Raw genomic sequence first — 25,648 nt, 5'->3', positions numbered from 1 at the left:
CCCGATAACATCGGGGTCACCGGGCCGAGTTCTACGCACCGTTTGCGCCTGGAATACGAGAGAGTGAGGGTGTGCGCCGACACCGACGAGATCCCCGGGAGAGCACCCCGCCAGACGACGTGTTCAAGGAGATGGTGCAGGCGGCTCGCGAGCTGCTGGCCGTACGCAGCCCTCTCGACGCGGAGCTGATGGTCTCCGACATGATCGGAGCCTGGTGGGGCAGGCGGGTCCGTGGTGGCGACGTCGAGCAGGTGCTCGGGGAAGGTCTGGTCGACTACGCGGCCAAGGCCGGCACGCCCGCCTCGCTGACACTGCTGATCTGCCTGGCCTATCTGGGCAACGCCCGCCAGGGCGCCAAGGCCGAGGGCGCGGCGCTGGCGATGATGGAGTCGGGCGTGGCCAGGCCGGGCTGGGCCGACCGGGTGGGCGCGGTGAAACCGGCCGGCTGCTACGTCTCCCGTGACGCCTACGGCGACGAGGACACGGTGATCTGCACCTTCGCCTACCGCTGGAACGACAGCGAGCAGCCGATCGACCGGCACGCGCTGGTGATGGTGGTCGACTACAACATGAACGGCATGGCGCGCGACGCCTGGGTCTCCTCCCACGTCGACAAGCTTCTTGAGCAGGCCAGGGCCGAGGCGGCGGGCAACCCGCTGCTGCTGTTCGAGGAGATCCAGCCCGAGCAGGCCAGGGCGCTGCTGGAGTCGGCGATGAAGGCCACCAGGGAGCCGAAGACGCCGCCGCCGGTGAGCGACAGCTACAGCGCCTACCACGCCTTCGCACGTTCCAGGCTCAAGGCCCTGCCCCCCGGCCGCAAGCGGCCGGCGCCGCTGCACATCGAGGCGCCCTACAGCAGGGAGCGGCGGGCCATGCTGGCGGCGGAGTTCCTCGCCTCCGACGCGGCCGAGCACCTGTCGGACCCGTCGGCGGCCTCGCGCTGCGCCGACCACATCATCGACTACGGCTGCGAGCAGGACTTCAACCGCCCGCTGCGGGTGAGCCCGACCAAGTGCCGCACGTTCCTGCTCGACTGGCTGCCACGCAAGGTGATGCTGAGCGTGGCCGAGCAGGAGGCGATGCCGCACGCGCTGTCGGCGTGGGTCCGCTTCGCCGCGGCCCGCACGCAACTGCCCGAGCAGGGGCTGAAGGCCACGCTGGACGCGGTGTGGGAGGCCATCGGGAAGTTCCCCGAGGCCTACCGGGATCCGACGTCGTTCGGGCTCGACCGGCCGCTGCTGGAGCGGCTGCTGCCGGACGGCGACCTGTCGGCGCTGGCCAGGCGGGCCTTCGCCTTCCCCTACCTCCAGGGCACGCACAACGGGATCGAGCTCGACCGGCTCGATCCGGCCGACCAGGCCGACCGGCGTACGTTACTCGAGATCGACCACGGCGGCGCGATCGACCAGGAGCACCTCGCCTGGCACGAGGAGATCGCCACCCGCCTGTGGGACGGCGACCCGCCGCAGCTCTGGGAGGCCGCGCAGCGCCTGCTCGATCTCGGGCACGACCGTCACGACGTGCTCCACGTGCTGATCGAGATCGCCGAACGGATCGGCGGCGACCCCGAGGAGCTGGCGGCGGCGCTCGACGACATCGCCGACATCCCCGACGAGATCTGACGGCGCGACCCCGAGCACGAGAGAAAACGTTCCATGGCGATGTTCAGCAAGACCGGGCAGGGCTGTTACCTGGCGTCGGAGCACACGCAGGGCCCGTGGGACCCGCGTACGCAGCACATGGGGCCGGTCACCGCGCTGATCGTCCACGAGCTGGAGCGGGCGTTCCCGCGGCCGGAGCTGGAGCTGTCCAGGCTGGTGGTGGACGTGTTCGCTCCGGTGCCCGTGGCGGAGCTGGAGGTCACGACCGGCGTGGTACGCGACGGCAAGCGGGTGCAGTGCCTGTCGGCGAGCGTGTCGTCGGGCGGGCGCGAATACGTCAGGGCGAGCGCGTGGCGCATCCGCACGGCCGGCACCCCGCCCACGCCGGTCCAGGCCCCGCCCGCGCCCGTGCCGCCGCCCTCAGCCGAGCACACCGGCTCCTGGCTCGGCTCGGGCTTCGGCTACGGCCGGGCGATGGACTGGCGTTTCGTGACCGGCGGCCCGATGGCGCCAGGGCCGGCCACCGTGTGGGGCAGGCTCACGATGCCGCTGGTCGAGGGCGAGGAGCCGACTCCGGTCGAGCGGGTGGCGGTGCTCGCCGACAGCGGCAACGGCGTCAGCATGGCCCTCGACTTCGGCACCCACCTGTTCGTGAACGTGGACCTGACGATCTCGCTGTTCCGCGCGCCGGCCGGCGAGTGGGTGTGCATGGACGCCGCCACCGTGATCGGCCCGTCGGGCCGCGGGCTGACCCGTTCCACTCTCTACGACTCCGCCGGCGAGATCGGCGCCGCCACACAGACGCTCTTCGTCGCGCCGAGGTAGCCGATAGCGCCATGATGGTGCCATGGTGATCGACCTCAACGCGGACCTCGGCGAGGGTTTCGGCATCTGGCGGCTCGGCGACGACCTCGCGCTGCTCGACATCGTCACGAGCGCCAACGTGGCCTGCGGCTTCCACGCGGGCGACCCGGTGACGATCAGGCGCACGTGCGCGGCGGCCGTCGACCGCGGCGTGGCCATCGGGGCGCAGGTGTCCTATCGCGACCTGGCCCACTTCGGGCGCAGGGAGATGGACGTCGAGGAGGAGGAGCTGTGCGCCGAGGTGCTCTATCAGCTCGCCGCCGTGGACGGCATCGCCAGGGCGATGGGCGGGCGGGTGTCGTACGTCAAGCCCCACGGCGCGCTCTACAACCGGATCTGCCGCGACGAGGCGCAGGCGGCGGCGGTGATCGACGCGGTGGCCGACTACGACCCTTCGCTGCCGGTGCTGACGCTGCCGGGGTCGGTGGTGCACAAGGTGGCGGCGGCCGAGGGGGTGCCGACGGTGAGCGAGGCGTTCGCCGACCGGGCGTACACGCCCAGGGGCGCTCTGGTGCCGCGCCGCGAGCCTGGAGCGGTCATCCACGACGCCGCCGCGGTGTCCGCCAGGGCGCGCCAGATGGTCGTGGAGGGCTCTGTGACGGCCGCTGACGGCAGTTCCGTCCCGATTTCCGCCCGTTCCATCTGCGTGCACGGAGACACGCCTGACGCGGTCAGGCTGGCGCAGGGCGTGCGGGACGAACTGCTCGCGGCCGGAGTGGTCCTCCAGGCGTTCGCGTGATCCGCACGGCCGGGGAGCACGGGCTGCTCGTGGAGACCGGCTCGCTGGAGCTGTCGCACCGGCTCGACGCGACGCTGCGGGCGGAGCGGCCCGAGGGCGTGGTGGAGATCGTTCCAGGCCCCGAGACGGTGCTCGTGGTGGCTCCGGGGGTGGATCGGGCCAGGTTGCTGGCGCGGGTGGAGGAGCTCGCGGTGCGGGAACGGGCCAAGGCCGACCGCGGCGCGGACGAGGAGCAGCCGCTGGTCACCATTCCCGTCGTCTATGACGGGGCGGATCTCGATTCCGTGGCGGCGCTGGCGGGCATCTCCGTCGGCGAGGTGGTGGCCCGGCACACCGGGCGGGAGCTGGTGGTGGGCTGGCTCGGGTTCGCGCCGGGGTTCGCCTATCTCACCGGGCTGGATCCGGTGCTGGAGATGCCCAGGCTGGACACGCCGCGCACCTCGGTGCCCGCCGGGTCGGTGGCGGTGGCGGGGCCCTACTCCGCGGTCTATCCGTCGGCCTCCCCCGGCGGGTGGCGGTTGCTCGGGCGCACCTCGACGCGGGTGTGGGACGTCACGGCCGATCCGCCCTCGCTGTTCCGGCCGGGCATGCGCGTGCGGTTCGAGCCGGCATGATCGAGGTCCTCTCGCCCGGCCCGTACGCGACCGTCCAGGATCTCGGCCGGCCCGGGCTCGCCCACCTGGGGGTGCCGTGCTCGGGAGCGGCCGACGCGCCGAGCCTGCGGCTGGCCAACCGGCTGGTCGGCAACCCCGAGGAGCTGGCGGCGATCGAGCTGACGTTCGGCGCGGCGCGGCTGCGGTTCCTGGACGCGGCCTGGGTGGCGCTGGCGGGGGCGCCGCTGGTGTCGGGGGCCGACATGGGCGTGCCGATCTGGGTGCCGGCGGGCGGCGAGCTGCGGCTGGGCACGACCGTGTGGGGGCTGCGCACCTATCTGGCCGTGCGCGGCGGGATCGCGGTGGATCCGGTGCTGGGCAGCCGGTCCACCGACTCGCTGTCGGGTCTTGGTCCCGAGCCGCTGCGGGCGGGCACGCTGCTGCCGGTCGGGCCGCCTTCCGGGGTCATCTCCGTGGACCTCGCGCCGCAGCCGAAGCCGCGGCCCGCCGTGCTGCGGGTGCTGCCGGGGCCGCGCGACGACTGGTTCGTGCCGGGGGCGCTGGCCGCGCTGTGCGGGAGGACGTACACGGTGAGCCAGGACAGCAACCGCGTCGGCGTGCGCCTGAGCGGGCCCGAGCTGGCGCGGGTCAGGGAGGGCGAGCTGCCCAGCGAGGGCATGGTGACGGGAGCGGTGCAGGTGCCGCCGAGCGGGCAGCCGATCGTCTTCCTCGCCGACCATCCCCCGACCGGCGGCTATCCGGTGATCGCCGTGGTGCGCGGCGCCGACCTGCCCGTCGCCGCCCAGCTCCGGCCGGGCGACGAGGTGCGGTTCACAGCTCGACCTGGCCGATGACGCACGTACGGACGTCGCCGCCGACCCACACCTCCCCCTGCTCATCGGCGGTGATGCGCACCCGGCCCGCGCGGCCGATCACGGTGCCCTGGGCCGCCACGTACGGCGCCGAGGCCCGCCCTGTACGCAGCAGCCACTGCGCCAGCGAGGCGTTCAGGCTGCCCGTCACCGGGTCCTCCACCATGCTGCCCTGAGCGGGGAAGAACGCCCGCACCTCGAACGCGACCTGCGACCCCGCCGGATACGGCCCTGCCACGCCCACGTCGTGCGGCACCGTCTCCGGGCGCAGCGCGAGCACCTGTTCGGCGTCCTTGAGCAGCAGCCCGACCCAGCCGGGCCCGTTGTCGGCCCATTCCGCGGCCACGACGTCGGCGCGCGTGATCCCGAGCGAGGCGACGATCCGGTCCAGGAACTCCTCCTCCACCGGGCCCGAGCGGATCAGCGGCGGCGCCGCGAAGGCGAGCCCCGCGTCCGTGGCCGCGATCCGGACCAGCCCGGCCCCGCACTCCTGCACCACCCGGCCCTCGGTGCGCGGCCGGCCGCCGGACTCCAGCCAGGCGTGACAGGAGCCCAGCGTCGGGTGCCCGGCGAAGGGCAGCTCGGCCTCGACGGTGAAGATCCGTACGCGGTAGTCGGCCTCCTGCGTGGTCGGCGGCAGCAGGAACGTGGTCTCGGACAGGTTCGTCCAGCGGGCGAAGCGCCGCATCTCCTCCGTGCTCAGCCCTTCGCCGTCCACCACGACCGCGAGCGGGTTGCCGGTGTACGGGCCCGAGGCGAACACATCGACTTGCGTGAATCTGCGCAACATACCCAGGAGTCTTCCAGGAAGGTCTTTTCCCACCGACATGCCGCCCCCAGACTGGTCGTTGTGGCGGATTTCGATGTGGTGGTCCTGGGTTCCGGACCTGGTGGGCAGAAGGCGGCCATCGCGGCCGCGAAACTCGGCCGGAGCGTGGCGGTCATCGAGAAACGGAACATGATCGGCGGCGTCTGCATCAACACGGGCACGATCCCGTCGAAGACACTGCGTGAGGCGGTCCTCTATCTCACAGGGCTGAACCAGCGGGAGCTGTACGGCGCCAGCTATCGCGTCAAGGACGAGATCACGGTCACCGACCTGGGCATGCGCACCCAGCACGTGATCGGCAGGGAGATCCAGGTCATCCGCAGCCAGCTCGCCCGCAACCACGTGACGGTGCTGCAGGGCACCGGACGCTTCCTGGACCCGCACACCATCGGGATCGTCCACGACGAGGGCAAGACCGAGGAAACGAAGATCACCGCCGAGAAGATCGTGATCGCCACGGGCACGTCGCCCGCGCGGCCGTCCAGCGTCCAGTTCGACGACAGGACCGTGATCGACTCCGACGCCATCCTGCACCTCGACCGGGTCCCCGAGACGCTGGTCGTGGTGGGGGCCGGGGTCATCGGCATCGAGTACGCCTCCATGTTCGCCGCCCTCGGCACCAAGGTCACGGTGGTGGAGCGGCGTGACCGCATGCTGGAGTTCTGCGACCTGGAGATCGTGGAGGCGCTGAAGTACCACTTGCGCGACCTCGCGGTGACCTTCAGGTTCGGCGAGAACGTGGCGGCCGTCGAGCGCCGCCCGCGCGGGGCGCTGACCCTGCTGGAGAGCGGCAAGAAGATCCCCGCCGACTGCGTCATGTACTCGGCCGGCCGCCAGGGCAAGACCTCCGAGCTGTGCCTGGACGCCGCCGGCCTGGCCGCCGACGACCGGGGCCGGATCAAGGTGGACGAGAACTACGCCACCGAGGTGCCGCACATCTACGCCGTCGGGGACGTGATCGGCTTCCCCGCGCTGGCGGCCACGTCGATGGAGCAGGGGCGGCTGGCCGCCCAGCACGCCTGCGGCGAGCCGGGCGGCGACCTGAACGAGCTGCCGCCCATCGGCATCTACACGATCCCCGAGATCAGCTTCGTCGGCCGTTCCGAGGACGAGCTGACCAGGGACAAGGTGCCGTTCGAAGTGGGCATCTCACGTTACCGGGAGCTGGCCAGGGGGCAGATCATCGGCGACTCGTACGGGATGCTCAAGCTCCTGGTGTGCTCGGAGACGCGGCGGCTGCTCGGCGTGCACGTGTTCGGCACGGGGGCCACGGAGCTGGTGCACATCGGGCAGACCGTCATGGGGTGCGGCGGCACCGTCGACTACCTGGTCAACGCGGTGTTCAACTATCCGACGCTGGCGGAGTCGTACAAGGTGGCTGCGCTGGACGCGATGAGCAAGATGCGGACGATCGCCCGGCTCACCGCGGAGATGTGAGCCGGGCGACCTGCCGGGATGCTCAGCTGAGCGTCCACTTCTGGTTGGCGGCGCCCGTGCAGGTCCAGAGCTGCAGGCGGGTGCCGTCGGCGGAAGTGTTGCCGGTGACGTCGGCGCACTTGCCCGCGGCCGGGTTGACCAGGTCGCGGCCGGCGGTATGGGTCCACTGCTGGTTGGGCGCGCCCGTGCAGGACCACAACTGCAGCTTGCTGCCGTCGGCGGTGCCGTGGTCCACGACGTCGAGGCACTTGCCCAGGGCACGCAGCGTGCCGTCGCCGGGGCGGGCCCACTGCTGGGCGGCGGTCCCGTTGCAGGTGTACAGCTGTACGGCGGCGCCGTCGGCGCTGCTGCCGCCGGCCACGTCCATGCACTTGCCGGCCAGCCCCGTCACCTGGCCGCCGCCACCTCCCGGGTTCTCGCCGGGCGTGCCGTTCCAGGTGAACGTGGCGGTGGTGCGGGCGGGCAGCGAGTACGTGAAGGACTGGCCGCCCCAGTTCACCCTGATGGACTGGGCCGAGCCGCCGCCGTTGTGGGCGATGAGAGCCTTGGAGCCGTCGGGGTTGCGGTAGGCCACGTTCTGGACGGTCGCGTTGGCGGTCGAGGCGATCCGGAACGCCCCGGGCTTGACGAACTTGGTCAGGTGGCCGGTCGTGTAGTACTCGATCGTGTAGTCCACCTGGCCGGCCCGCGAGCCGCCCTCCTGGACGGTGATCAGGCCGGTGCAGGTGCCGCAGCCGCCGTTGTGCGGGCCCATGTTCTGGTTGAGCGCGAGGCTCCACTTGACCAGGCTGCCGCTCCAGTTGCGGGCATAGGTCACGATGTCGGCCATGTCCTCGTTGTGCTGGTTGCCGACCCAGGTGCCGCCGGAGTGCTCGGTGCTGAACTGGCGTACGGACGGGTACTGGTCGTGCACCTGCGTGCCGACGGCCGGGTCACCGAAGTAGCCGTGCCAGGCGATGCCGCCGAACAGCGGGTCGTTCCGCACCGCGGAGTCGGCCAGGATGGGGCCGCCGATCTGGCCGTAGTCGCCGTAGTTCCAGTCGTGAACGAGCACCTTGGTGGTGATCCCGGCCGCGCGGAAGGCCGGATAGACGAAGTTCTTCGTCAGCTCGACGAGGCCGGAGGCGTTCCACGACATGCCGGGGTAGTTCATCGCGGTCGGGTTGCCGGCCTGGCAGCAGTTGGGCTCGTTCTGCAGCGAGACGTAGTCGACCTTGACGCCGGCGGCCTGGTAGCTCTGCACGTACTTGACCAGGTACTGGGCGTACGTGCCGTAGTGCTCGAACTTCAGCCAGCCCATCTGGTCCATCCGGCCGTTGTCCTTCATCCAGCCGGGCGCGCTCCACGGCACGCCCTTGACCCGCAGCGCCGCGTTGAGCTGCTTGGCCTGGACGGTCAGCAGGCGGACGTTCGTGTCGTAGCCGTTGGCGCCGAAGTCGTTGAGGTCGCAGCAGGTGTCGTCGAGCGAGACCATGCCGGGCCTGGACAGGTCGGAGGCGCCGATCGGGTTCCGGACGAAGGACAGGCCGATGCCGTCCGTGGGCGAGAACAGCCTGCGCATCACCTCGTCCCTGGTGGCCGCGCTGATCGCGCCGCCGCGCAGCAGGTGCGCCGTGGTGTCGGTGATCGACGCCCCACCGCCCTCGAACTGCTGGTACGTGGTGCCCTCGTCGACGGTGACGGTGTGACCGGAGCCGCCCGGCGGCCCGAAGGCGGTCGGTGACTGCTGCTGGAGGCCACGGGTGACAGCCCGGCCGCCCGCGTCGGAGGTGGTGGTGAGCCAGACGTTCACGGGTTCGCCGGCGGCGAGGGCCGGAACGGGCGCCGCCAGGCACAGGGCGGCGGCGCATGCGAGCGCGATGAGGATTCTGGACAAGGCGAGTCCCTTCAGGGCGGGGGGGTGATTGCCCTTGAAACAAATGAAACAAACTCGTAACGAGACTTGCACTGAGCAGAGAAACACAAGTCAGAGTGGGCGGTCAACCGATGTAACAGATGAAACAGATCAGCGCGGGGCCGGCCCGGTCGAGCCCCTGACGACCAGCTCGGCGCCGAGCGAGACGTGCAACGCCTCCAGCGTGTGCCTGCTGAGCAGCCTCATCAGCAGCGTGACCGCCATCCGGCCCATCTCCTGCAGCGGCTGGCGCACCGTGGTCAGGGCCGGCGAGGTCGCCCGGCTGACGTCGATGTCGTCGAAGCCCGCCACCGACAGGTCCGCGGGCACGCGCAGCCCGCGCTCGGCCGCCGCCCGCAGCGCGCCGACCGCCGTCTTGTCGTTGAAGGCCACCAGCGCCGTCGGGCGCTCCGGCAGGTCGAGCAGCTCGCACGCGGCCAGGTAGCCCTGCTCGATGTTCGGCTCCGGTACGTGCCGCAGCAGCTCGGGGGCCTGCAACACCCCCGCGTCGGCCAGGGAGGCGGTGTAGCCGGCCAGCCTGGCCTCGCTGGGCAGCCACTCCACCGGGCCGCCGATGATCCCGACCCGGCGGTGGCCCAGCTCTGTCACGTGGGCCATCAGCTTGCGCCCGCCGGCGAAGTGGGCGGCCGACACGGCGGCGATGTCCTTGGGCGGCGGGGTCCGGGGGTCGATCACGACGAAGGGGAAGCCGCGGTCGCGCAGGCGTACGAGAGCGTCGCCCGGCTCGGGCGGCAGGATCAGGATCGCCCCCGCGACGCCCGGCCGGTCGGGCAGCCCTGGCAGCACCTCGCTCTCCTGCGCCGCCTCCCCCGCGCCCAGGATCATCTCCCTGCCGTGCAGTTCGATGGTCTCGCCCACCGAGGAGACGATCAGCCCGAAATAGTCGGTCAGCACGTACGGGCAGCGTACGTAGACGGCCCCGCCATCGGCCGGGCCGTGCACGTCCGGCGCCACGCGCGGTCTGGGCGCCTGGTCGCCGAGGCGGCCGACGGCGCGCAGCACCAGGTCGCGGGTGTGCGGAGCCACGTTGGCCTGGCCGTTGAGCACGCGCGAGACGGTGGCGATGGACAGGCCGGTCTCGGCGGCGACGTCACGCACCGTCGCGCGCGCCCTGCCTTCCCTGGCCGCCATGCACGCTCCCCGCTCGGCTGTGCGGCCAGGATATTCACCCGGCCGAGCCGATCACCACCCGCTGGCGCGGTCAGTCGGCGGTGGTGCGGCGGCCGCGGGCCGGGGGTTTCTTGCGTCCCGCCACCAGCGTGTCGCCGGGCGCCGGTGCGGGGGCCGGCTCCTCGCCGCGCTTGTTGTCCGCCGGACGCGTACGGGGCCGGGGATGCGGCGCCGTGTCCTCGGACGCCTTGGCCTCGGCCTCCTTACCGGAGGACTCGGTCGCGGGGCTCGCGGACTCCGCCGATTCGCCGGAGTCGCCGGGACCGTCGGGGTCGCGCAGCGACGCGATGACCCGGTCGGCCTCCGAGTCGGCGGCGAACTCGTCCGCCGCCTCCGATTCCCTCCGCCGGATCACCACCATGTGATCGACCGAGACCCGCCCCGCGCCGACCACGGCCAGCAGCAGGGACGCGGCTCCGAGCAGGATGAGCTCGTTCAGGCTGATGGGGTTGAGCGGCGGGGCCACCACGAAGACCGCAAGCGCCTCGGCGAAGAGGATCAGCCCGGTGACGGAGACGGCGAGCCCGGCGATGAGCAGGGCGCCGCCGATGAGCTCGGCGAGCATGGTGACCGTGGCCCACGCGCCGGGGGCAGGGGCACCTTGCTGCAAGAACTTCGCGCCGGTGGTGATGAGACCGTCTTCGAGCTTGGTCCAGCCGTTGGCGAAGAAGATACCGCCCACACCGATGCGGGCGACTAAAGCGGCAAGATCACGAAGGACCTGTTTCACGGTAGTTGTCTGCCCTAATCGGGACATGGCACACCTCAATCACGGCTGAGCAGCATGGCCACCGCGACGGCGGTCAGGCTGAGCAGGACGACGCTCACGACCACTGTCGTGTGCAGGGCGTTGACGAAGGCCCACCGGGCGGCGTCGAGCAGCGCGCCGCCCGTGTTGCCGCCGATCTGGTCGGCGACGTGGGCGGCGGAGGCCAGTGACTGCCTGGCCTGGTCCATGCCGCCCGCCGAGACGCCGGGAACGGCGGGCAGGCCGGGCGCGTACACGATCGCGGTGATGGTGCCGAGCACGGCGACGCCCAGGCCGGCGCCCAGTTCGTACGCGGTCTCCTCGATGGCCGCCGCCCCGCCCGCCTGGGCCTCGGGAGCCGACGCCATGATCGTGTCGGAGGCGGCGAGCAGCGCCACCTGGACCCCGAAGCCGATCCCGACGAAGCAGACCGCCAGCATCACAGGATGCCCCTCGACCCCCCAGGTCAGGGTGGGCGTCAGGGCGAGCGCGACGAGCGCGAGGCCACCGCTCATGGTGGCCCGCATGCCGACCCTGGGCAGGATGTGCGCGGCGGCGAGGCCGCCGGAGACGGCGGAGATGACCAGGGGCAACATCCTGAGCGCGGCCCGCACGGGGCTGTCGCCGAGGACGAGTTGCAGGTATTGGGCGAGCATGAGCTGCAGCCCCACCAGCGCGAACACGCCGAGCAGCACTCCGAGGACCCCGGTGGTGAACTCGCGCCGCCGGAACAGCCCGATCTCCAGGAACGGGGCCGGCAGCCGGGTCTGCCGCCGGACGAAGGCGATCAGCAGCCCCAGCCCGGCCGCGAAGACCAGCACCGAGGCCCAGAGCGGCAGCAGGCTGCCCGAGCCCGCCTCCTTGAGCCCGAACGCCAGCGCCAGGATGCCGAACACCGACAGCGCGGCGCTGACCGCGTCCCACGGCCGGTCGCGGCGCCCGCGCGACTCGGGCAGCAGGCGCTTGGCCGCGGGCAGCAGCACGAGCAGGATCGGCACGTTGATCAGGAAGACCGCGCCCCACCAGAAGCCGACGAGCACGCCGCCGACGAGCGGCCCGATCGCCGCGCCGGCCGCCGCGACCGCGCTCCAGACGCCGAGGGCGATGGCCCGCTCGCGTCTGTCGGTGAACACCTGGCGGATCAGCGAGAGGGTGGCGGGCATGATCATCGCACCGCCGACGCCGAGCAGCGCCCTGGCCAGGATCAGCGTCAGCGGGGTCGGGGCGCACGCGGCGGCGGCCGAGGCCACGCCGAAGAGTACGAAGCCCCACAGGACCAGGCGTTTACGCCCGTATCTGTCGCCGAGCGTGCCGAACATGATCAGCAGCGGCGCGACCACCAGCGAGTAGATGTCGATGATCCAGAGCAGCTGCACTGCGGAGGGCTCCAGCGCGGCCGTGAGCGCGGGCACCGCGATGTGCAGGACCGTGGCGTCGACCGTGATCAGCAGCAGCGCCAGGCAGAGCAGCACGAGAATGGACCAGCGGCGGTCCTGATGCTCTCGGTCTGCGGTCCGTACGAGGGGTGCGGCCTGCGTGACGGTCATGGCCCTCCTTGCAGGCCGATCCGTTGTCCAGGGCCCGCACGTGCTGTGGTCGGTGGCGTCGGAAGCCGCGGCTCGGCGCTCGCTCCTCCCGAGCTCTGCCGCCTGACTCCGGCCCTCCGGCTTGCGTGGCAGCTTAGGCCATGTCACGGACTTGTCATAGCGGTATCGGTCGATCCACGGTCACCCCGTACCTCTCTAGAGAGATACAGCCATATGTCGGTATCTATCCAACGATCACGCGCCAGCCGATCATGGGACGTGTGGGGACCGACGCACGTGGCACCAAAGGCGATCATCCCGACCGGTCCTCACGCGAATGGTGCGACGAGGCCCTGACCAGGCTCGACGCCGGACGTCCCGAGTCCGCGCTGGAGGCCGCGCGGCGGGCGGCGGACCTCGACCCGGTCGCCGAGTGGCCGCAGCGGCTGATCAGCCTGGCCCACGAGCGGCTGGGCCGCGACGCCGACGCGGTGCCCGCCGCCGAGCGGGCCGTAGACCTGGCCGGCGGCTCATGGCCCGCCCGGCTGCGGCTGGCGGGAGCGCTGCGCCGCGTGCCCGGCCGGTGGAGGGAGGCGGCCGGACACGCGGCGCTGGCCAGGAAGTTCGCGCCCGAGCGGGCCGGGCCCCAGGTCATGCTGGGCGACCTGGCTCTGCTGCGGGGCGAGCACCGGGAGGCCGAGCGGGCCTACCGGGCCGCGCTCGCCATCGACCCCGGCGACCCACAGGCCCGGGTCAATCTCGCGCTGGCCCTGCTGCGCTGGGACCCGCCGCGGCCGCATCACGACCCGGCCTGGCCCGTCGACCCGCGCGAGACCGGGCGGGCCAGGCGGGCGTTCGAGGTCTGGTCGCGGCAGGTCCGCCTGCTGGTGGCCGTGGCCACGATCGCGATCGCCGGGTCCGCGCTGCTGCTCGACTGGGGCACGCAGGCGCGGCTCGCCGGCTTCGCCGTGCTCGTGCTGCTGGTGCCGGTGACGGTCCGGCAGGCACGGCGGGTGGGCCTGTGGCCGTACGCGGGCGCGATGCTCGCCCGGGACCCGTGGCTCGGGGCCTCCGTGGTGTCGGCGGCACTGTCGGCGCCGGCCTTCGCCGGCTGGCTGCTGCTGGGTTCTGTGCACGTGCTGCCGGCCGCGCTCGACCCGGTCTGGGCCGGGCTTGCGGGCATCGCCGTACTCGGCTGGCCGGCGCTCGCGGCCCTGCGTGCCCTGACCGAGGCCTGGCGCGGCCACCCCCTGCGCGCCCTCGCCGAGACCGAACGCGCGGGCGAAACAACGCGGGAGGCCGAGCGGGCGGTGCGGCGGAACGCCGGGGTGGCGTTGTGGCTCGTGCTCGGACGGACCTGGTCGGTGCTGGTGGCGCTGCTGGGTGCGGCACTCGCGGTGGAGCCGGGGCTGGCGGTGGCCGCCGTGGTGGTGCCGTACCCGCTGGTGCGCGGTTATCTGCGCGCCCGGCGGCGCGGCGATCGGTGGCTGGCCGCCGCGACCTGGCTCGTCGTGCTGGCGGCCGGCGCGGGCGCGGCCGGCGGGCTGCTGGGAGCGGCGTGGGCCTGGCGGGCCGGTACGGGCGCGCTCGGGGCGGCGGCGGTCGTGTTCGTGGCGCGCGCCCTGCACGCGTGGTGGCGCGGCGGCCCGGGCCCGTGGCGGTCGTCGCTGCTCATGTGCGACCTGCCCATGGGCGCCGAGCCGTCGGTCGCGCTGGACTCCGGGGTGCGCCAGACCTTCTCCTACGCCCGCAGCATCGTCCTGGCCTACGGCGACGCGTACGGCCCCAGGGTCGCCGGGGCGGTGGCCTCGGTGACCTCCTCGGGCGAGCTGCGCCTCATCGCCGAGACCGAGGCGTGGCAGGCCATCGAGGACGACCCCCGGGTGGCGGTGTTCGCCTCCGACCCGCTCCAGCGGCGGTTCTGGGTCGAGGTGCGCGGGATCGCCCTGGCCGACTCCGACGTCATGCGCGTCACGCCGAAGCAGGTGCTGGTGGGCGAGTTCCCCGGCCGCCACCAGCGCCGCTGACCGCCCGCCGGATCCGGCGCGCACGCGTGCCACGGACCGGTCACTGGACGCGGCCACACCCACGGTAGAACATTGTTCTATGGACATCCTGCGCACCCCGGAAGAGCGCTTCGCGGACCTGCCCGGTTTCCCCTACGAGCCCCGCCACACCGAGGTCACCGGCGGCCTGCGCATGGCGTACGTGGAGGCGGGCCCGGAGGACGGCCCGCCCGTCGTGCTGCTGCACGGCGAGCCGAGCTGGTCGTTCCTCTACCGGCACGTCATGCGCGAGCTGGCCGCGGCCGGGCTGCGCGCGATCGCCCTCGACCTGATCGGCTTCGGCCGCTCGGACAAACCGGCCGACCCGGACGCGCACACCTACGCCGCGCACGTCGAGTGGACCCGCTCCCTGCTGTTCGACGCGCTGGAGCTGAAGGACGTCACCATCGTCGGCCAGGACTGGGGCGGCCTCATCGGGCTGCGCATCGCCGCCGAGCACCCCGCGCACATCGCCAGGATCGTGGCCGCCAACACGGGCTTGCCGACGGGTGACATTCCCATGCCCGACGTCTGGCACCGGTTCAGGGACACCGTGCGCAAGGCGCCGGTGCTGGACGTCGCCCGGCTGGTCCAGGCCGGCTGCCGGACGACGCTGCCGCCGGAGGTGCTGGCGGCCTACGACGCGCCGTTCCCCGGCGAGTCGTACAAGGCGGGACCGCGCGCCATGCCGGGCCTGGTGCCGATCACGCCCGACGACCCGGCGGCGCCCGCCAACCGCGCTGCCTGGACGATCCTCACCACACTCGACCGGCCGTTCCTGGTGGCCTTCTCCGACAGCGATCCGATCACGGGAGGCATGGCGCCCGTTTTGCGGAAGAACATGCGCGGGGCGGCTGGCCTGCGACATCCCGTGATCAAGGGCGCAGGCCACTTCCTCCAGGAGGACGCGGGGGCGGAACTCGGCCGTCAGATAGCCGGTTTCGTGACCTCCGCCTAGCGTGTCAGGACCGCCCAATCGTCGGTCTGGTGCGGTATAACCGGGGGCGGACCGGGGAGGCGTGATGCGTGAGTCCGACAGGGCCCAGGCCGCGGGGCGGGCCGCGGCGCGGGATCTGTTCGAGAAGGTTCGGCAGCGTTATTTCCAGATTCCCCCGGCCGTGCGCCGGGTGCTCTACGTGGCCGCGCTCGTGGCCACCATGGGCCTGGGCGCCGCACTCGGGTGGGATCTGCTCAAGACCTTCCCGCTCGTGCTGCTGCTGCTCGCGTTCGTCGCGCTGACCATGCGCTATCCCAGGGCCGCCGCCACCGCGCTGGTCGTGGCGGGCTGGGCGGTGCTGGCGCTGGTGGTCTTCAGCACGCTGTTCATCCCCGGCGCGCCGACCGTGCACCTGATGGTCTTCCTCGCCCTGCCCGTCGCCGGGGCGGCCCACCTCATCCGCTGGGTGACGCCGTGGGTGACCACGCTGATGGCGCTCGCCCCCGCCGGGCTGCTGGCCGCCGCCCTCTCCCCCGTCTCCGACCGGATCGCCGTCTGGGTGGCCTGCGCCGCCGCCGCGGCCGTCCTCGTCCACCGGTTCCTGCTCGCCCGCCGGGCCAAGGCCGCCAGCGCCGCGGCCGAGGCGCAGCAGGTGCGGGTCAGGGTGCGCGAGGGCCGGCCCGACGCGCCCGGCGACAAGCAGGGCGCGCCGCCGCAGATCTCGGTCGAGGAGGCGCTCGGCGAGCTGGAGGCCATGATCGGGCTGGTGCCGGTCAAGGAGCAGGTACGCTCCATCGCCGCCTCCATCGAGGCCGGCCGGCTGCGTGCCGAGGCCGGCTACACCACCGGCAGGCCCACCAGGCACTTCGTCTTCGTCGGCCCGCCCGGCACCGGAAAGACCAGCGTGGCCCGCGCGCTGGCCAAGATCTTCTACGCGTTCGGCCTGCTGGAGACCCCCTACGTGGTCGAGGCCCAGCGGGCCGACCTGGTGGGCGAGTTCCTGGGCGCGACCGCGATCAAGACCAACGAGCTGGTGGACCGGGCGCTCGGCGGCGTGCTGTTCATCGACGAGGCGTACGGGCTGATCAACTCCGCGGACGGGCAGCCCGACCGGTTCGGCGCCGAAGCCGTGCAGACCCTGCTCAAACGGGCTGAAGACGACCGCGACCGGCTCATCATCATCCTGGCCGGCTACGAGCAGGAGATGGGCGCGTTCCTGTCCAGCAACCCCGGCCTGGCCAGCAGGTTCGCCACCCGGGTGCGCTTTCCCGGCTACTCCCCCGCCGAGCTGGTCGAGGTCACCGAGCTGCTGCAGCGGCGCAGGGGCGACACGATGGACGACGAGACCCGGCGGGTGCTGCTCGGCCTCTTCGACGACGTGCACCGCCGCGGCCTGATCGACGAGCTGGGCAACGCCCGCTTCGCCCGCAGCCTGGTCGAGGCCGCCGCGCAGGCCCGCGACGTGCGCGTGGTGGGCGCGGGCGGCACGCCGAGCACCCACGACCTGGTGACGACCATCACGCCCGACGTGACCAAGGCGTTCGACGAGCTGACCGCGCGCTTCCGCGGCTACGTGGCCACCCCCACGCTGGAGGAGGCGCTGGCCGACCTCGACAGGATGGCCGGCCTGGCGCCGGTCAAGCGACAGGTGCACGCCATCGCCGCTCAGCTCCAGGTGGCCAGGATGCGGCAGGAGCGCGGGCTGCCCACCCCGCAGCAGATGCGCCACTTCGTCTTCCTCGGCCCGCCCGGCACCGGCAAGACCACGGTCGCCCGGGTGCTGGGCCGCATCTTCGCCGCGCTAGGCCTGCTGGCCAGGCCCGACGTGGTCGAGGCGCACCGGGCCGACCTGGTCGGCCAGCATCTCGGCGCGACCGCGATCAAGACCAACGAGCTGGTGGACCGGGCGCTCGGCGGCGTGCTGTTCATCGACGAGGCCTACAGCCTGGTCAACCCCGGCTACCAGGGCGGCGACGCGTTCGGCGCCGAGGCCGTGCAGACGCTGCTCAAGCGGGCCGAGGACGACCGCGACCGGCTCGTCATCGTGCTGGCCGGCTACGAGCGCGAGATGGGCGCCTTCCTGTCCAGCAACCCCGGCCTGGCCAGCCGCTTCAACCAGCGGGTGGCCTTCCCCAGCTACTCGCCTGGCGAGCTGTCGCAGATCGCGGTGCTGCTGGCGGAGAAGGCCGGCGACACCTTCGACGACGAGGCGCTGCGCCGCCTGGACGAGGTCTTCACCTGGGTGTGCGAAGACCGGCTGATCGACGGACTGGGCAACGGCCGCTTCGCCAGGTCCCTGTTCGAGCGGGCGGCCATGCGGCGTGACGTGCGCCTGGCCGCCCACGCCTCGCGCGGCGGGTCGGCCAGCGCGGCCGATCTGACCACGATCACCAGCGAAGACGTCCGCACCGCCGTGGACGAGCTGTCCGGCCGCTGAGCTTCTTTGCCGCTTCCGTGCGCGGAGGCGCTCGCCTGGTGTAGCTATATGACTACGATGAGCCACGAGTCGGTGGCGGTCGGTGTAGCCGCGCTGCGTACGTGCGGGATGCGCGCAGGAGGTGGGGCGATGGCGGGGTTCCTGGCCCGCAGACTGCTCAACTACGCCGTGCTCGTCGTGCTGGCGGCCAGCCTCGCCTACCTGGTGGCGGCCACGGCCCTCGACCCGCGCTCCAACTACGCCGATCGCACGCCCAAGCCGCCGCCCGCCGCGGTCGACGCCCAGCTCGACGCGCTCAACCTCAACGACAGGACCCCGCTGCTGCAGCGCTACGCCACGTGGGCCGGCGGCGTGCTGCGCGGCGACTTCGGCAAGACGGTCGCGGGCGCGCCGGTCGGCGAGGAGCTCAAGCGGCGGATGGGCGTGACGTTCCGCCTGGTCATCCTGGGCCTGCTCTGCGGCAGCCTGCTGGGGGTGGCCGTGGGGGCGCTGGCGGCGGTGCGGCAGTACGGGTGGTTCGACCGGCTCTCTGCCGGGCTGTCGTTCCTGGTGCTGGCCGTGCCGGTGGTCGTGCTGGCCAACATGCTGATCCTGCTGGCGGCGTGGGCCAACCAGAACGTGTTCGGCCGCCAGTTGCTGCTGGTCAGCGGCGAGTACAGCGACGGGCTGGCCACCGGCTGGTGGGGCCAGGTGGTGGACCGGTTGCAGCACCTCGTGCTGCCGACGATCTCGCTGTCGGTGGGGCTGATCGCGGTCTTCAGCCGCTACCAGCGCAACATGATGCTCGACGTGCTCGGGGCCGACTTCGTCCGTACCGCCAGGGCCAAGGGGCTCAGCAGGCGCCGGGCGCTGACCCGGCACGCGCTGCGCACCGCGATGATCCCGGTCGTCACCTACTTCGCGTTCACGTTCGGGGCGCTGCTGACGGGGGCGACGTTCACTGAGAAGATCTTCGGCTGGCACGGCCTGGGCGAGCAGCTGATCGACTCGATCTTCGGCAACGACGTCAACACCGTCGCCGCCATCTCCCTGCTGGCCGCGGTCGCCGTGCTGCTCGCCGCGCTGGCCGCCGACCTGCTGCACGCCGCGCTCGACCCCAGGGTCCGGGCCTGATGACGCTGTCCGAGGAGGAGCTGGCCGAGGACCTGACCGTCGGCGCGCCGGTCAGGGCGCCGTCGCGGGCGCGGACGGTGGCCGGGCGCTTCTTCCACTCCCCGCAGGGGTTGATCGGGTTCGCGGTGCTGGCGCTGATGTTCCTGCTGGCGTTCGCGGGGCCACTGGTCAGCCCATGGACCTACACCGACAAGGACTTCACCGCGTTCATGCAGCCGCCGTCGGCGCACCACTGGTTCGGAACGCTCCAAACGGGCTCCGACGTCTTCGCGGTGACGCTGCGCGGCATGCAGAAGTCGCTGGTCGTGGGACTGCTGGCGGCGCTGGTGTCCACGGCGCTGGCGGCGGTCGTGGGGGCGTTCGCCGGCTACTTCCTGGGCTGGACCGACCGGGTGCTGAGCTGGGTGACGGACCTGCTGCTGGTCTTGCCGGCGTTCCTGGTCCTGGCGATCATGTCGCCGCTGTTCGGCTCTGGGCAGTGGCCGCTTTTCGTGATCATGCTGGCGCTGTTCCTGTGGATGGTCACCTCCAAGATCGTGCGGGGGATGGCGATCTCGCTGCGGGAGCGGGAGTTCGTCCAGGCCGCGCGCTACATGGGCGTGCCGCCGGTGCGGATCGTCTTCCGGCACGTGATCCCCAACCTGTCGTCGCTGCTGATCGTGGACGCCACGCTCAACGTCAGCAGCGCGATCCTGACCGAGACGTCGCTGTCGTACTTCGGGTTCGGCATCCAGCCGCCCGACGTGTCGTTCGGGACGCTGATCGCCGAGGGCTCCCTGACCGCCGTGTACGCGCCGTGGACGTTCTGGTTCGTGGCCGGGCTGCTGGTGGTCACCGTGCTCGCGGTCAACCTCGTCGGCGACGCGCTGCGTGACGCCTTCGACCCGTCCTCGGCGAAGGGGGCGCGATGAGCCCGGCCCGAGGCGCGGGGGCCGCGCCGAGCCCGGTCCGCGGTGAGGGCGCCGCGACGCGGCCGGTGCTTGAGGTCAGCGACCTGACCGTGTCGTTCGGCGACGTCCGCGCCGTGCGCGGGGTGAGCTACTCCGTACGTCCAGGCGAGGTCCTCGGCATCGTCGGCGAGTCGGGCTCGGGCAAGTCGGTCACCTCGGCGGCCGTGATGGGGCTGCTGCCGCCGGGGGCGCGCGTCACCGGCTCGGTGCGCCTGCACGGCCAGGAGCTGATCGGCGCCCCGGAGCGCCGGCTGAACGCCGTCCGCGGCAGGTCCATGTCGATGGTGTTCCAGGATCCGCTCTCCGCGCTCACCCCGGTCTACCGGGTGGGTGACCAGATCGCCGAGGCCGTACGCGTGCACCAGCGGGTCAGCAGGGAGAGCGCCCTGATCAAGGCCGTCGAGCTGCTCGACCTCGTCGGCATCCCCCACCCCTCCGAGCGGGCGCTGGCCTTCCCGCACGAGTTCTCCGGCGGCATGCGCCAGCGCGTGGTGATCGCGATGGCCATCGCCAACGACCCCGACGTGATCATCTGCGACGAGCCGACCACGGCGCTCGACGTCACCATCCAGGCACAGGTGCTGGAGGTGCTGAAGCGGGCGCAGGCCAAGACCGGGGCGGCGATCGTCATGATCACGCACGATCTCGGGGTGGTGGCCGGGTTCGCGGACCGGGTGCTGGTGATGTACGCCGGCCGGCCGGTCGAGGTGGGCGACGTGGACGACATCTACTACCGGACGCGGATGCCGTACACGGTGGGCCTGCTCGGCTCGATCCCGCGGGTCGACCGGGGCGCGCGGCAGCCGCTCGAGCCCATCGAGGGCAACCCGCCCTCGCCGGCCGCGCTGCCGCCCGGGTGCCCGTTCGCGCCGCGCTGCCCGATGCGGATCGACGCGTGCGACGAGAGCGAGCCGCCGCTGGCCGAGGTCGCCGGCGGGCATCGGGCCGCGTGCATCCGCTGGGAGGAGGTGGGGCCGCGCGGGCCGGCCGCGCCCGAGGCCCCCGGCGGGCTCCCGCTGCTGCGGGTGCGCGGGGAGCGGACCGTGCTGGAGGTCAGCAACCTCGTCAAGGAATATCCGCTGCTCAGGGGGGCGGTGTTCAAGCGCAGGGTCGGCACGGTGCACGCGGTGGCGGGCGTCAGCTTCGACCTGCGGCAGGGCGAGACGCTGGGGCTGGTCGGCGAGTCGGGCAGCGGCAAGACGACCACGCTGACCCAGATCCTGGAGCTGGCCCCGCCGCAGGAGGGCAGCGTCGTCGTGCTCGGCCACGACACCGCGCGCCTGCGCCGCTCGGAGCGCACGGAGATCAGGCGCGACATGCAGGTCGTCTTCCAGGATCCGCTCGCGGCGCTCGACCCGCGCATGACCGTGCACGACATTCTGGCCGAGCCGCTGCGCACCCACGGCCGGCCCGATGCGGGGCGGCGGGTGCGCGAGCTGCTCGCCCTGGTCGGGCTCGACCCCTCCCACGCCGCCCGCTATCCGCAGGACTTCTCCGGCGGGCAGCGGCAGCGCATCGGCATCGCCAGGGCGCTCGCGCTGGAGCCGCGGCTGCTGGTGCTGGACGAGCCGGTCTCGGCGCTCGACGTGTCGATCCAGGCCGGGGTGATCAACCTGCTCGACTCGCTCAGGGCCAGGCTCGGGCTGTCCTACCTGTTCGTGGCGCACGACCTGGCCGTGGTGCGGCACATCGCGGACCGGGTGGCGGTGATGTACCTGGGCAGGATCGCCGAGATCGGCCAGGTCGACGCCGTCTACGACGCGCCCGCGCATCCGTACACGCAGGCGCTGCTGTCGGCGATCCCGCTGCCCGATCCGGTACGCGAGCGCTCCCGCGCGCGCATCCTGCTCGAAGGCGACCTGCCCAGCCCGGCCCACCCTCCGACGGGCTGCCGATTCCGCACCAGGTGCCCCAAGTTCCGTGCCGAGCTCACCGACGCCGAGCGCGAGCTGTGCGTCGGCGTCGAGCCCGAGGTGCGGCTGCTGGGGGCGGACCAGGGGGCGGCCTGCCACTACGCAGACAGGCGCGAAGTCGTGTAGACCTCGCTCGATCCAGGAGGAAATCCGCTCGATGAAAGCATCACGTCTAGTCGTGTCCGCCGCGGTGACGGGCTCGCTGCTGCTGGCGGGCTGCGGGAACGTCCGGGGAGGCGGTTCCGGGCTCCAGGACAGCCCTGGGGACGAGCGTACGATCAGGGCCTTCGACATCAACCCGCAGCCGCGCGAGAACGTCAAGGACGGCGGGACGCTGCGCTGGGGCATCAACGAGTTCCCCACGCAGTGGAACAGGAACCAGGTCGACGGCAACCTGGCGATGGCGGCCGTGGTCAGCAACGCGCTGCTGCCCTCGCCGTTCGTGTCGAACGAGAAGGCCGAGATCTCGATCGACCGCGACTACGTGCTCAGCGCCGAGGTGAGCGACCAGCGGCCCAAGCAGGTGGTGACGTACACGCTCAACCCGAAGGCGAAGTGGTCCGACGGCAAGCCGATCACGTGGGCCGACTACGAGGCGCAGTGGCGGGCGCTCAACGGGCGCGATCCGGCCTACCGCATCGCCTCCTCCACCGGCTACCAGGACATCGAGAAGGTGGCGCGGGGCAAGGACGACTTCGAGGTGGTGGTGACGTTCGGCAAGCCGTTCGGCGACTGGCAGGCGCTGTTCGGGCCGCTGCTGCCGGCCTCGACCAACCGCAGCGCGCAGGCCTTCAACGACTCCTGGGTGAACAAGATCCCGGTGACGGCGGGGCCGTTCAAGTTCGGCGGCTTCGACCAGACGGCCAAGACGATCACGCTGGTACGGGACGACGCCTGGTGGGGCGACCGCGCCAAACTGGACAAGATCATCTACCGTGCGTCGGAGCAGGACTCGCTGATCGGCGCGTTCGGCAACGGCGAGCTCGACATCATCGACGTGGGCCCGTCCGCGCCCGGTTACGCCCGTGCCAAGTCCACCGTGGGCGCCCAGGTGCGGCAGGCCGCCGGGCCCGACTTCCGCCATTTCACCTTCAACGGCGCGAGCGAACTGCTGAAGGACCGCGAGGTCCGGCAGGCCGTGCAGCTCGGCATCAACCGCCAGGCCATCGCCCAGTCCGACCTCCAGGGCCTCGACTGGCCGATCACGCTGCTGAACAACCACTTCTTCATGAACACCCAGGAGGGCTACCAGGACAACGCCGGAGCCCTCGGCGCCTACAACCCCGAGCGGGCCAAGCAGTTGCTGGACGCGGCCGGCTGGAAGCTGCACGGATCGGTCAGGCAGAAGGACGGCAAGCCGCTCGACCTGCGGTTCGTGGTGCCGTCGGGGGTGCAGATCAGCAAGGCCGAGGGTGAGCTGGCGCAGAGCATGCTGGCCCAGATCGGGGTCAAGCTCACCATCAAGGCCGTGCCCAGCGACGACTTCTTCAGCAAGTACGTCATCCCCGGCAACTTCGACATCACGCCCTTCGCCTACATCGGCACGCCCTTCCCCGTCTCCAGCAGCTACGCGATCTACGCGAACGCGGAGGACGGCAAGACCTGGAACGCGAACTTCGGGCGTACCGGCTCGGCCGAGATCGACCAGGCCATGAGCCGGGCCGCGCAGAGCCTCGACCCCGTCAGGGCCCGCGCGGCCACGAACGCGGCCGACGCGCTGCTCTGGAAGGAGGTCAACGTGCTGCCGCTGTACCAGCGGCCGCAGAACGTGGCCGTGCGGGAGACGCTGGCCAACGTGGGGGCGCGCGGCTTCTTCGACCTCCGGTACGAGGACATCGGCTTCACCCGCTGAACCGCGGGCCGCGCGCGGGCGGGGTGACTTTCACCGCTCCGCGCGCGGTGTTCAGGACGCGGCCTTCAAGGACGCGGCCTTCAAGGACGCGGTGTCAAGAAGAAGTACCGGCCATGACGCGGTCGACGATGCCGCTGTCGCCCTCCTGGCGGGCGCAGTGCGCGCAGCAGTACCAGTGCTCGCCCGCCTGCACGCCGTGCCCGATGACCTTCGTGCCGCAGTGCTCGCAGATGGGCGCCATGCCCTCGATCGCGCACTGGAAGCAGTCGAAGGTGTGCACCGCTCCCTGCGCGTGCACCTCGAACGCCATGTCATAGTCGTTGCCGCAGGTCTCGCAGACAGCCATGATGATCCCCTCATACAGTCGATCCGCCCGGAGGACTACCCGATTCCGGGGTTGATTTGCCCCAAGAAACGGCCATATTCCGCCGCTCGTCCGGGCCGGCGGCGCTCGTCTGGGTCAGCGGCGTTCGACGGCGGAGCGGGCCACCAGCGGCAGGCCCAGCAGGCCCAGCGCGGCCAGCGCGGCGGGCAGGCCGAGCCCGCCGCTCAGCCCGGCCACGAGCAGCGGGCTGAGCACGAAACCCGTGTAGGACAGCGTGGACACCCCCCACACCATCGTGCCGCTGGAGTCGTCGGCCGCGGCCCGGCTGAGCAGGGCGGGCACCATCGGGCCGAGGGCCAGCCCGGTCACCGCGAACCCGGCCAGCGAGACCGCCACGCCGCCGCCGAGCGCCGCCAGGGCGATGCCGGCGCCGCCCCCGAGCCCGGCCACCAGGTAGAGCGCCCTGAGCGACGTCCTGGGCAGCGCCTGCACGATCAGCCGGCCCGCCGTCAGCGCCGCCATATAGACCGAGGGGGCGGCGCTGGCGACCAGCGGCGTGGCGTCCCTGTGCTCCTCCAGGAGCAGGACCGACCACTGCTCGACCGAGTTCTCGATGATCAGGACGCAGGCGGCCAGCGCCCCCAGCACGACCACCGCGCCCCACAACTTGCGCCAGTCTGTCCCGGTGGCGGATGGTTCCGGCAGGCCGCGGCCCAGGCGCAGCGCGAGCGGGGTCAGCGCCGTGGCGGCCACGAGCAGGGCGACGACGACCAGCACCGTGCCGGCGCCGAGGCCGTACGAGCGGGCCAGGCCGGTGAGCGGGGCCGCCGCGATGACCGCCACCGGGAAGGCGGCGTGCACCGGCTGGAAGAGCCGGCGCCCGCTCTCCCGCTCGGCGCGGCCCGTGGCCAGGTTCAGCGCGATGTCGAGGGCGCCGCTGAACGCGCCGACCAGCAGCAGCGCCAGCGCGAGCTGCCAGGCGGTGCCGGCCAGGCCGATGACGGCGACGGAGAGCGCGAACAGGCCCGTGGTCGCCATCAGTGCGGCCCGCTCCCTGCCCCTGGCCAGCCGCCCGGTCAGCGCCATCGCGGGCAGGGCCCCGACCGGTACGGCGCTGAGCGCCAGCCCCAGCTCACCCGCCGAGATCCCCAGCTCCAGCTTGACGGCGGGCAGCAGGGCCGACCACGACCCCCAGAACACGCCCCACACCGCACAGACCGCGATCAGCGGCATTTACCGGCACCCCTTGATATTTCGGTCAAGTCGCAGTAAAGATCGTCCTTGCCTTTATTACCCTTTGAAGGGACGCTCGTGCTCCTCCGTACGGTCATCGCCGCCAGCCTGGTCGCCGCCGGGATCGCCGCCACCCCCTCCGCCGCGTACGCCGCCTCGGCCGCGTACAGCCCGGAACGGGTCTGCGGCAAGGGCTTCAAGCGGGTCGAGGACGGCCACCGGGCGATGAGGACCTCCAGGGGAGCCGTGTTCGGGCACGTGTACCTGATGTATAGCAAGCGCAGCGGCAAGAACTGCGTCGCCACGATCAAGACGCGGTACACCGGCACCCGTACGCTCACCGGCGCCTCCATCGAGGTCAGGGGCGGCGGCCGGAGCGAGGACCAGCAGAAGTACCGCTACTACGCCGAGACCGGGCACATTCAGGGCGCCTGGAAGTGCGTGCGTTACGCCGGCTGGACCCGCGATCCGCGCGGCCGGATCGAGGCGTCGGGCGGGCGCGCGCACTGGGGCAACTGCCGCGGCTGATCAGGGGTAGGGGTCGGGGAA

21 protein-coding genes are annotated in these 25,648 nt (G+C 72.1%); 14 read left to right on the top strand and 7 right to left on the bottom strand.

Annotation, left to right across the window (positions count from 1 at the left end):
* Positions 1–71: 71 nt before the first annotated feature.
* Genes AB0C27_RS15395 through AB0C27_RS15375 form a run of 5 tightly spaced genes read left to right on the top strand, consistent with a single transcriptional unit; the run spans position 72 to position 4,651 of the window.
* Positions 72–1,622 carry a hypothetical protein gene (locus tag AB0C27_RS15395; protein ID WP_357843595.1) on the top strand — a complete coding sequence of 517 codons (1,551 nt, stop codon included), beginning with the start codon at positions 72–74 and terminating at the stop codon, positions 1,620–1,622.
* Between the two features lie 33 nt (positions 1,623–1,655).
* Positions 1,656–2,426: a thioesterase family protein gene (locus AB0C27_RS15390; protein ID WP_357843592.1), complete on the top strand. Its 771-nt coding sequence runs from the start codon at positions 1,656–1,658 to the stop codon at positions 2,424–2,426.
* A gap of 22 nt (positions 2,427–2,448) precedes the next feature.
* A complete protein-coding gene (locus tag AB0C27_RS15385; RefSeq protein ID WP_346112007.1) occupies positions 2,449–3,204 on the top strand; it encodes a 5-oxoprolinase subunit PxpA in 756 nt (251 codons plus the stop codon).
* Positions 3,201–3,818 carry an allophanate hydrolase subunit 1 gene (locus tag AB0C27_RS15380; RefSeq protein WP_357843589.1) on the top strand — a complete coding sequence of 206 codons (618 nt, stop codon included), beginning with the start codon at positions 3,201–3,203 and terminating at the stop codon, positions 3,816–3,818. Before AB0C27_RS15385 ends, AB0C27_RS15380 begins: the two co-directional genes overlap by 4 nt.
* Positions 3,815–4,651: a biotin-dependent carboxyltransferase family protein gene (locus AB0C27_RS15375; protein ID WP_357843586.1), complete on the top strand. Its 837-nt coding sequence runs from the start codon at positions 3,815–3,817 to the stop codon at positions 4,649–4,651. Before AB0C27_RS15380 ends, AB0C27_RS15375 begins: the two co-directional genes overlap by 4 nt.
* Here the strand turns inward: AB0C27_RS15375 and AB0C27_RS15370 are convergent.
* Entirely contained in the window at positions 4,629–5,459 is an 831-nt protein-coding gene (locus tag AB0C27_RS15370) for a PhzF family phenazine biosynthesis protein (protein ID WP_357843584.1), read from the bottom strand. The genes AB0C27_RS15375 and AB0C27_RS15370 overlap by 23 nt on opposite strands.
* A 60-nt stretch (positions 5,460–5,519) precedes the next feature.
* Here AB0C27_RS15370 and sthA point away from each other — a divergent pair, with 60 nt between their 5' ends.
* Complete coding sequence (sthA, locus tag AB0C27_RS15365; protein WP_357843581.1) at positions 5,520–6,935, top strand: Si-specific NAD(P)(+) transhydrogenase; 1,416 nt, start codon at positions 5,520–5,522, stop codon at positions 6,933–6,935.
* A gap of 22 nt (positions 6,936–6,957) precedes the next feature.
* On the opposite strand, the gene AB0C27_RS15360 is transcribed toward sthA, so the two are convergent.
* From AB0C27_RS15360 to AB0C27_RS15345, 4 genes are all read right to left on the bottom strand, one after another.
* Positions 6,958–8,811, bottom strand: coding sequence for a ricin-type beta-trefoil lectin domain protein (locus tag AB0C27_RS15360; protein ID WP_357843578.1), 1,854 nt, complete (start codon positions 8,809–8,811; stop codon positions 6,958–6,960).
* A gap of 129 nt (positions 8,812–8,940) precedes the next feature.
* Positions 8,941–9,981 carry a LacI family DNA-binding transcriptional regulator gene (locus AB0C27_RS15355; RefSeq protein WP_357843575.1) on the bottom strand — a complete coding sequence of 347 codons (1,041 nt, stop codon included), beginning with the start codon at positions 9,979–9,981 and terminating at the stop codon, positions 8,941–8,943.
* A 70-nt stretch (positions 9,982–10,051) separates the two neighbouring features.
* Complete coding sequence (locus AB0C27_RS15350; RefSeq protein ID WP_357843572.1) at positions 10,052–10,750, bottom strand: DoxX family membrane protein; 699 nt, start codon at positions 10,748–10,750, stop codon at positions 10,052–10,054.
* A gap of 35 nt (positions 10,751–10,785) precedes the next feature.
* On the bottom strand, positions 10,786–12,315 hold the full coding sequence (locus AB0C27_RS15345) for an MFS transporter (RefSeq protein WP_357843569.1): 1,530 nt from the start codon (positions 12,313–12,315) through the stop codon (positions 10,786–10,788).
* Positions 12,316–12,575: 260 nt separating this feature from the next.
* Between AB0C27_RS15345 and AB0C27_RS15340 the strand changes: the two genes are divergently transcribed.
* The 7 genes from AB0C27_RS15340 (at position 12,576) to AB0C27_RS15310 (ending at position 23,541) form a co-directional block, all read left to right on the top strand.
* Positions 12,576–14,321, top strand: coding sequence for a tetratricopeptide repeat protein (locus tag AB0C27_RS15340; RefSeq protein WP_357843566.1), 1,746 nt, complete (start codon positions 12,576–12,578; stop codon positions 14,319–14,321).
* Between the two features lie 79 nt (positions 14,322–14,400).
* Positions 14,401–15,297 carry a haloalkane dehalogenase gene (locus AB0C27_RS15335; protein ID WP_357843563.1) on the top strand — a complete coding sequence of 299 codons (897 nt, stop codon included), beginning with the start codon at positions 14,401–14,403 and terminating at the stop codon, positions 15,295–15,297.
* A gap of 64 nt (positions 15,298–15,361) precedes the next feature.
* On the top strand, positions 15,362–17,713 hold the full coding sequence (locus tag AB0C27_RS15330; RefSeq protein WP_357843560.1) for an AAA family ATPase: 2,352 nt from the start codon (positions 15,362–15,364) through the stop codon (positions 17,711–17,713).
* 129 nt (positions 17,714–17,842) lie between these two features.
* Complete coding sequence (locus AB0C27_RS15325) at positions 17,843–18,826, top strand: ABC transporter permease (RefSeq protein WP_357845266.1); 984 nt, start codon at positions 17,843–17,845, stop codon at positions 18,824–18,826.
* Complete coding sequence (locus tag AB0C27_RS15320; protein ID WP_357843557.1) at positions 18,826–19,737, top strand: ABC transporter permease; 912 nt, start codon at positions 18,826–18,828, stop codon at positions 19,735–19,737. Before AB0C27_RS15325 ends, AB0C27_RS15320 begins: the two co-directional genes overlap by 1 nt.
* A complete protein-coding gene (locus AB0C27_RS15315; protein WP_357843554.1) occupies positions 19,734–21,815 on the top strand; it encodes an ABC transporter ATP-binding protein in 2,082 nt (693 codons plus the stop codon). The genes AB0C27_RS15320 and AB0C27_RS15315 overlap by 4 nt, the downstream gene beginning before the upstream one ends.
* Positions 21,816–21,846: 31 nt before the next feature.
* Complete coding sequence (locus tag AB0C27_RS15310; RefSeq protein WP_357843551.1) at positions 21,847–23,541, top strand: ABC transporter family substrate-binding protein; 1,695 nt, start codon at positions 21,847–21,849, stop codon at positions 23,539–23,541.
* A 94-nt stretch (positions 23,542–23,635) separates the two neighbouring features.
* On the opposite strand, the gene AB0C27_RS15305 is transcribed toward AB0C27_RS15310, so the two are convergent.
* On the bottom strand, positions 23,636–23,887 hold the full coding sequence (locus AB0C27_RS15305) for a hypothetical protein (RefSeq protein WP_346102880.1): 252 nt from the start codon (positions 23,885–23,887) through the stop codon (positions 23,636–23,638).
* Positions 23,888–24,001: 114 nt separating this feature from the next.
* Complete coding sequence (locus AB0C27_RS15300; protein ID WP_357843548.1) at positions 24,002–25,099, bottom strand: MFS transporter; 1,098 nt, start codon at positions 25,097–25,099, stop codon at positions 24,002–24,004.
* A 78-nt stretch (positions 25,100–25,177) separates the two neighbouring features.
* On the opposite strand from AB0C27_RS15300, the gene AB0C27_RS15295 reads away from it, so the two are divergent.
* Positions 25,178–25,627: a hypothetical protein gene (locus tag AB0C27_RS15295; RefSeq protein ID WP_357843545.1), complete on the top strand. Its 450-nt coding sequence runs from the start codon at positions 25,178–25,180 to the stop codon at positions 25,625–25,627.
* Positions 25,628–25,648: the final 21 nt, after the last annotated feature.

The sequence above is a fragment of the Nonomuraea sp. NPDC048882 genome (genome assembly GCF_040649755.1).
In the GTDB taxonomy this organism is placed as follows: Bacteria; Actinomycetota; Actinomycetes; order Streptosporangiales; family Streptosporangiaceae; genus Nonomuraea; species Nonomuraea maheshkhaliensis.
Note: the sequence above shows the minus strand (reverse complement) of the source record. Positions and strands in the feature narration are given on the sequence as shown.

What these genes read in the sequence shown, in the direction of transcription:
- AB0C27_RS15390 (WP_357843592.1), top strand. Translation starts at nt 1,656, where the DNA reads ATGGCGATGTTCAGCAAGACCGGGCAGGGCTGTTACCTGGCGTCGGAG.
- AB0C27_RS15385 (WP_346112007.1), top strand. Translation starts at nt 2,449, where the DNA reads ATGGTGATCGACCTCAACGCGGACCTCGGCGAGGGTTTCGGCATCTGG.
- AB0C27_RS15375 (WP_357843586.1), top strand. Translation starts at nt 3,815, where the DNA reads ATGATCGAGGTCCTCTCGCCCGGCCCGTACGCGACCGTCCAGGATCTC.
- AB0C27_RS15370 (WP_357843584.1), bottom strand. Translation starts at nt 5,459, where the DNA reads ATGTTGCGCAGATTCACGCAAGTCGATGTGTTCGCCTCGGGCCCGTAC.
- AB0C27_RS15355 (WP_357843575.1), bottom strand. Translation starts at nt 9,981, where the DNA reads ATGGCGGCCAGGGAAGGCAGGGCGCGCGCGACGGTGCGTGACGTCGCC.
- AB0C27_RS15345 (WP_357843569.1), bottom strand. Translation starts at nt 12,315, where the DNA reads ATGACCGTCACGCAGGCCGCACCCCTCGTACGGACCGCAGACCGAGAG.
- AB0C27_RS15335 (WP_357843563.1), top strand. Translation starts at nt 14,401, where the DNA reads ATGGACATCCTGCGCACCCCGGAAGAGCGCTTCGCGGACCTGCCCGGT.
- AB0C27_RS15330 (WP_357843560.1), top strand. Translation starts at nt 15,362, where the DNA reads ATGCGTGAGTCCGACAGGGCCCAGGCCGCGGGGCGGGCCGCGGCGCGG.
- AB0C27_RS15325 (WP_357845266.1), top strand. Translation starts at nt 17,843, where the DNA reads ATGGCGGGGTTCCTGGCCCGCAGACTGCTCAACTACGCCGTGCTCGTC.
- AB0C27_RS15320 (WP_357843557.1), top strand. Translation starts at nt 18,826, where the DNA reads ATGACGCTGTCCGAGGAGGAGCTGGCCGAGGACCTGACCGTCGGCGCG.
- AB0C27_RS15315 (WP_357843554.1), top strand. Translation starts at nt 19,734, where the DNA reads ATGAGCCCGGCCCGAGGCGCGGGGGCCGCGCCGAGCCCGGTCCGCGGT.
- AB0C27_RS15310 (WP_357843551.1), top strand. Translation starts at nt 21,847, where the DNA reads ATGAAAGCATCACGTCTAGTCGTGTCCGCCGCGGTGACGGGCTCGCTG.
- AB0C27_RS15305 (WP_346102880.1), bottom strand. Translation starts at nt 23,887, where the DNA reads ATGGCTGTCTGCGAGACCTGCGGCAACGACTATGACATGGCGTTCGAG.
- AB0C27_RS15300 (WP_357843548.1), bottom strand. Translation starts at nt 25,099, where the DNA reads ATGCCGCTGATCGCGGTCTGTGCGGTGTGGGGCGTGTTCTGGGGGTCG.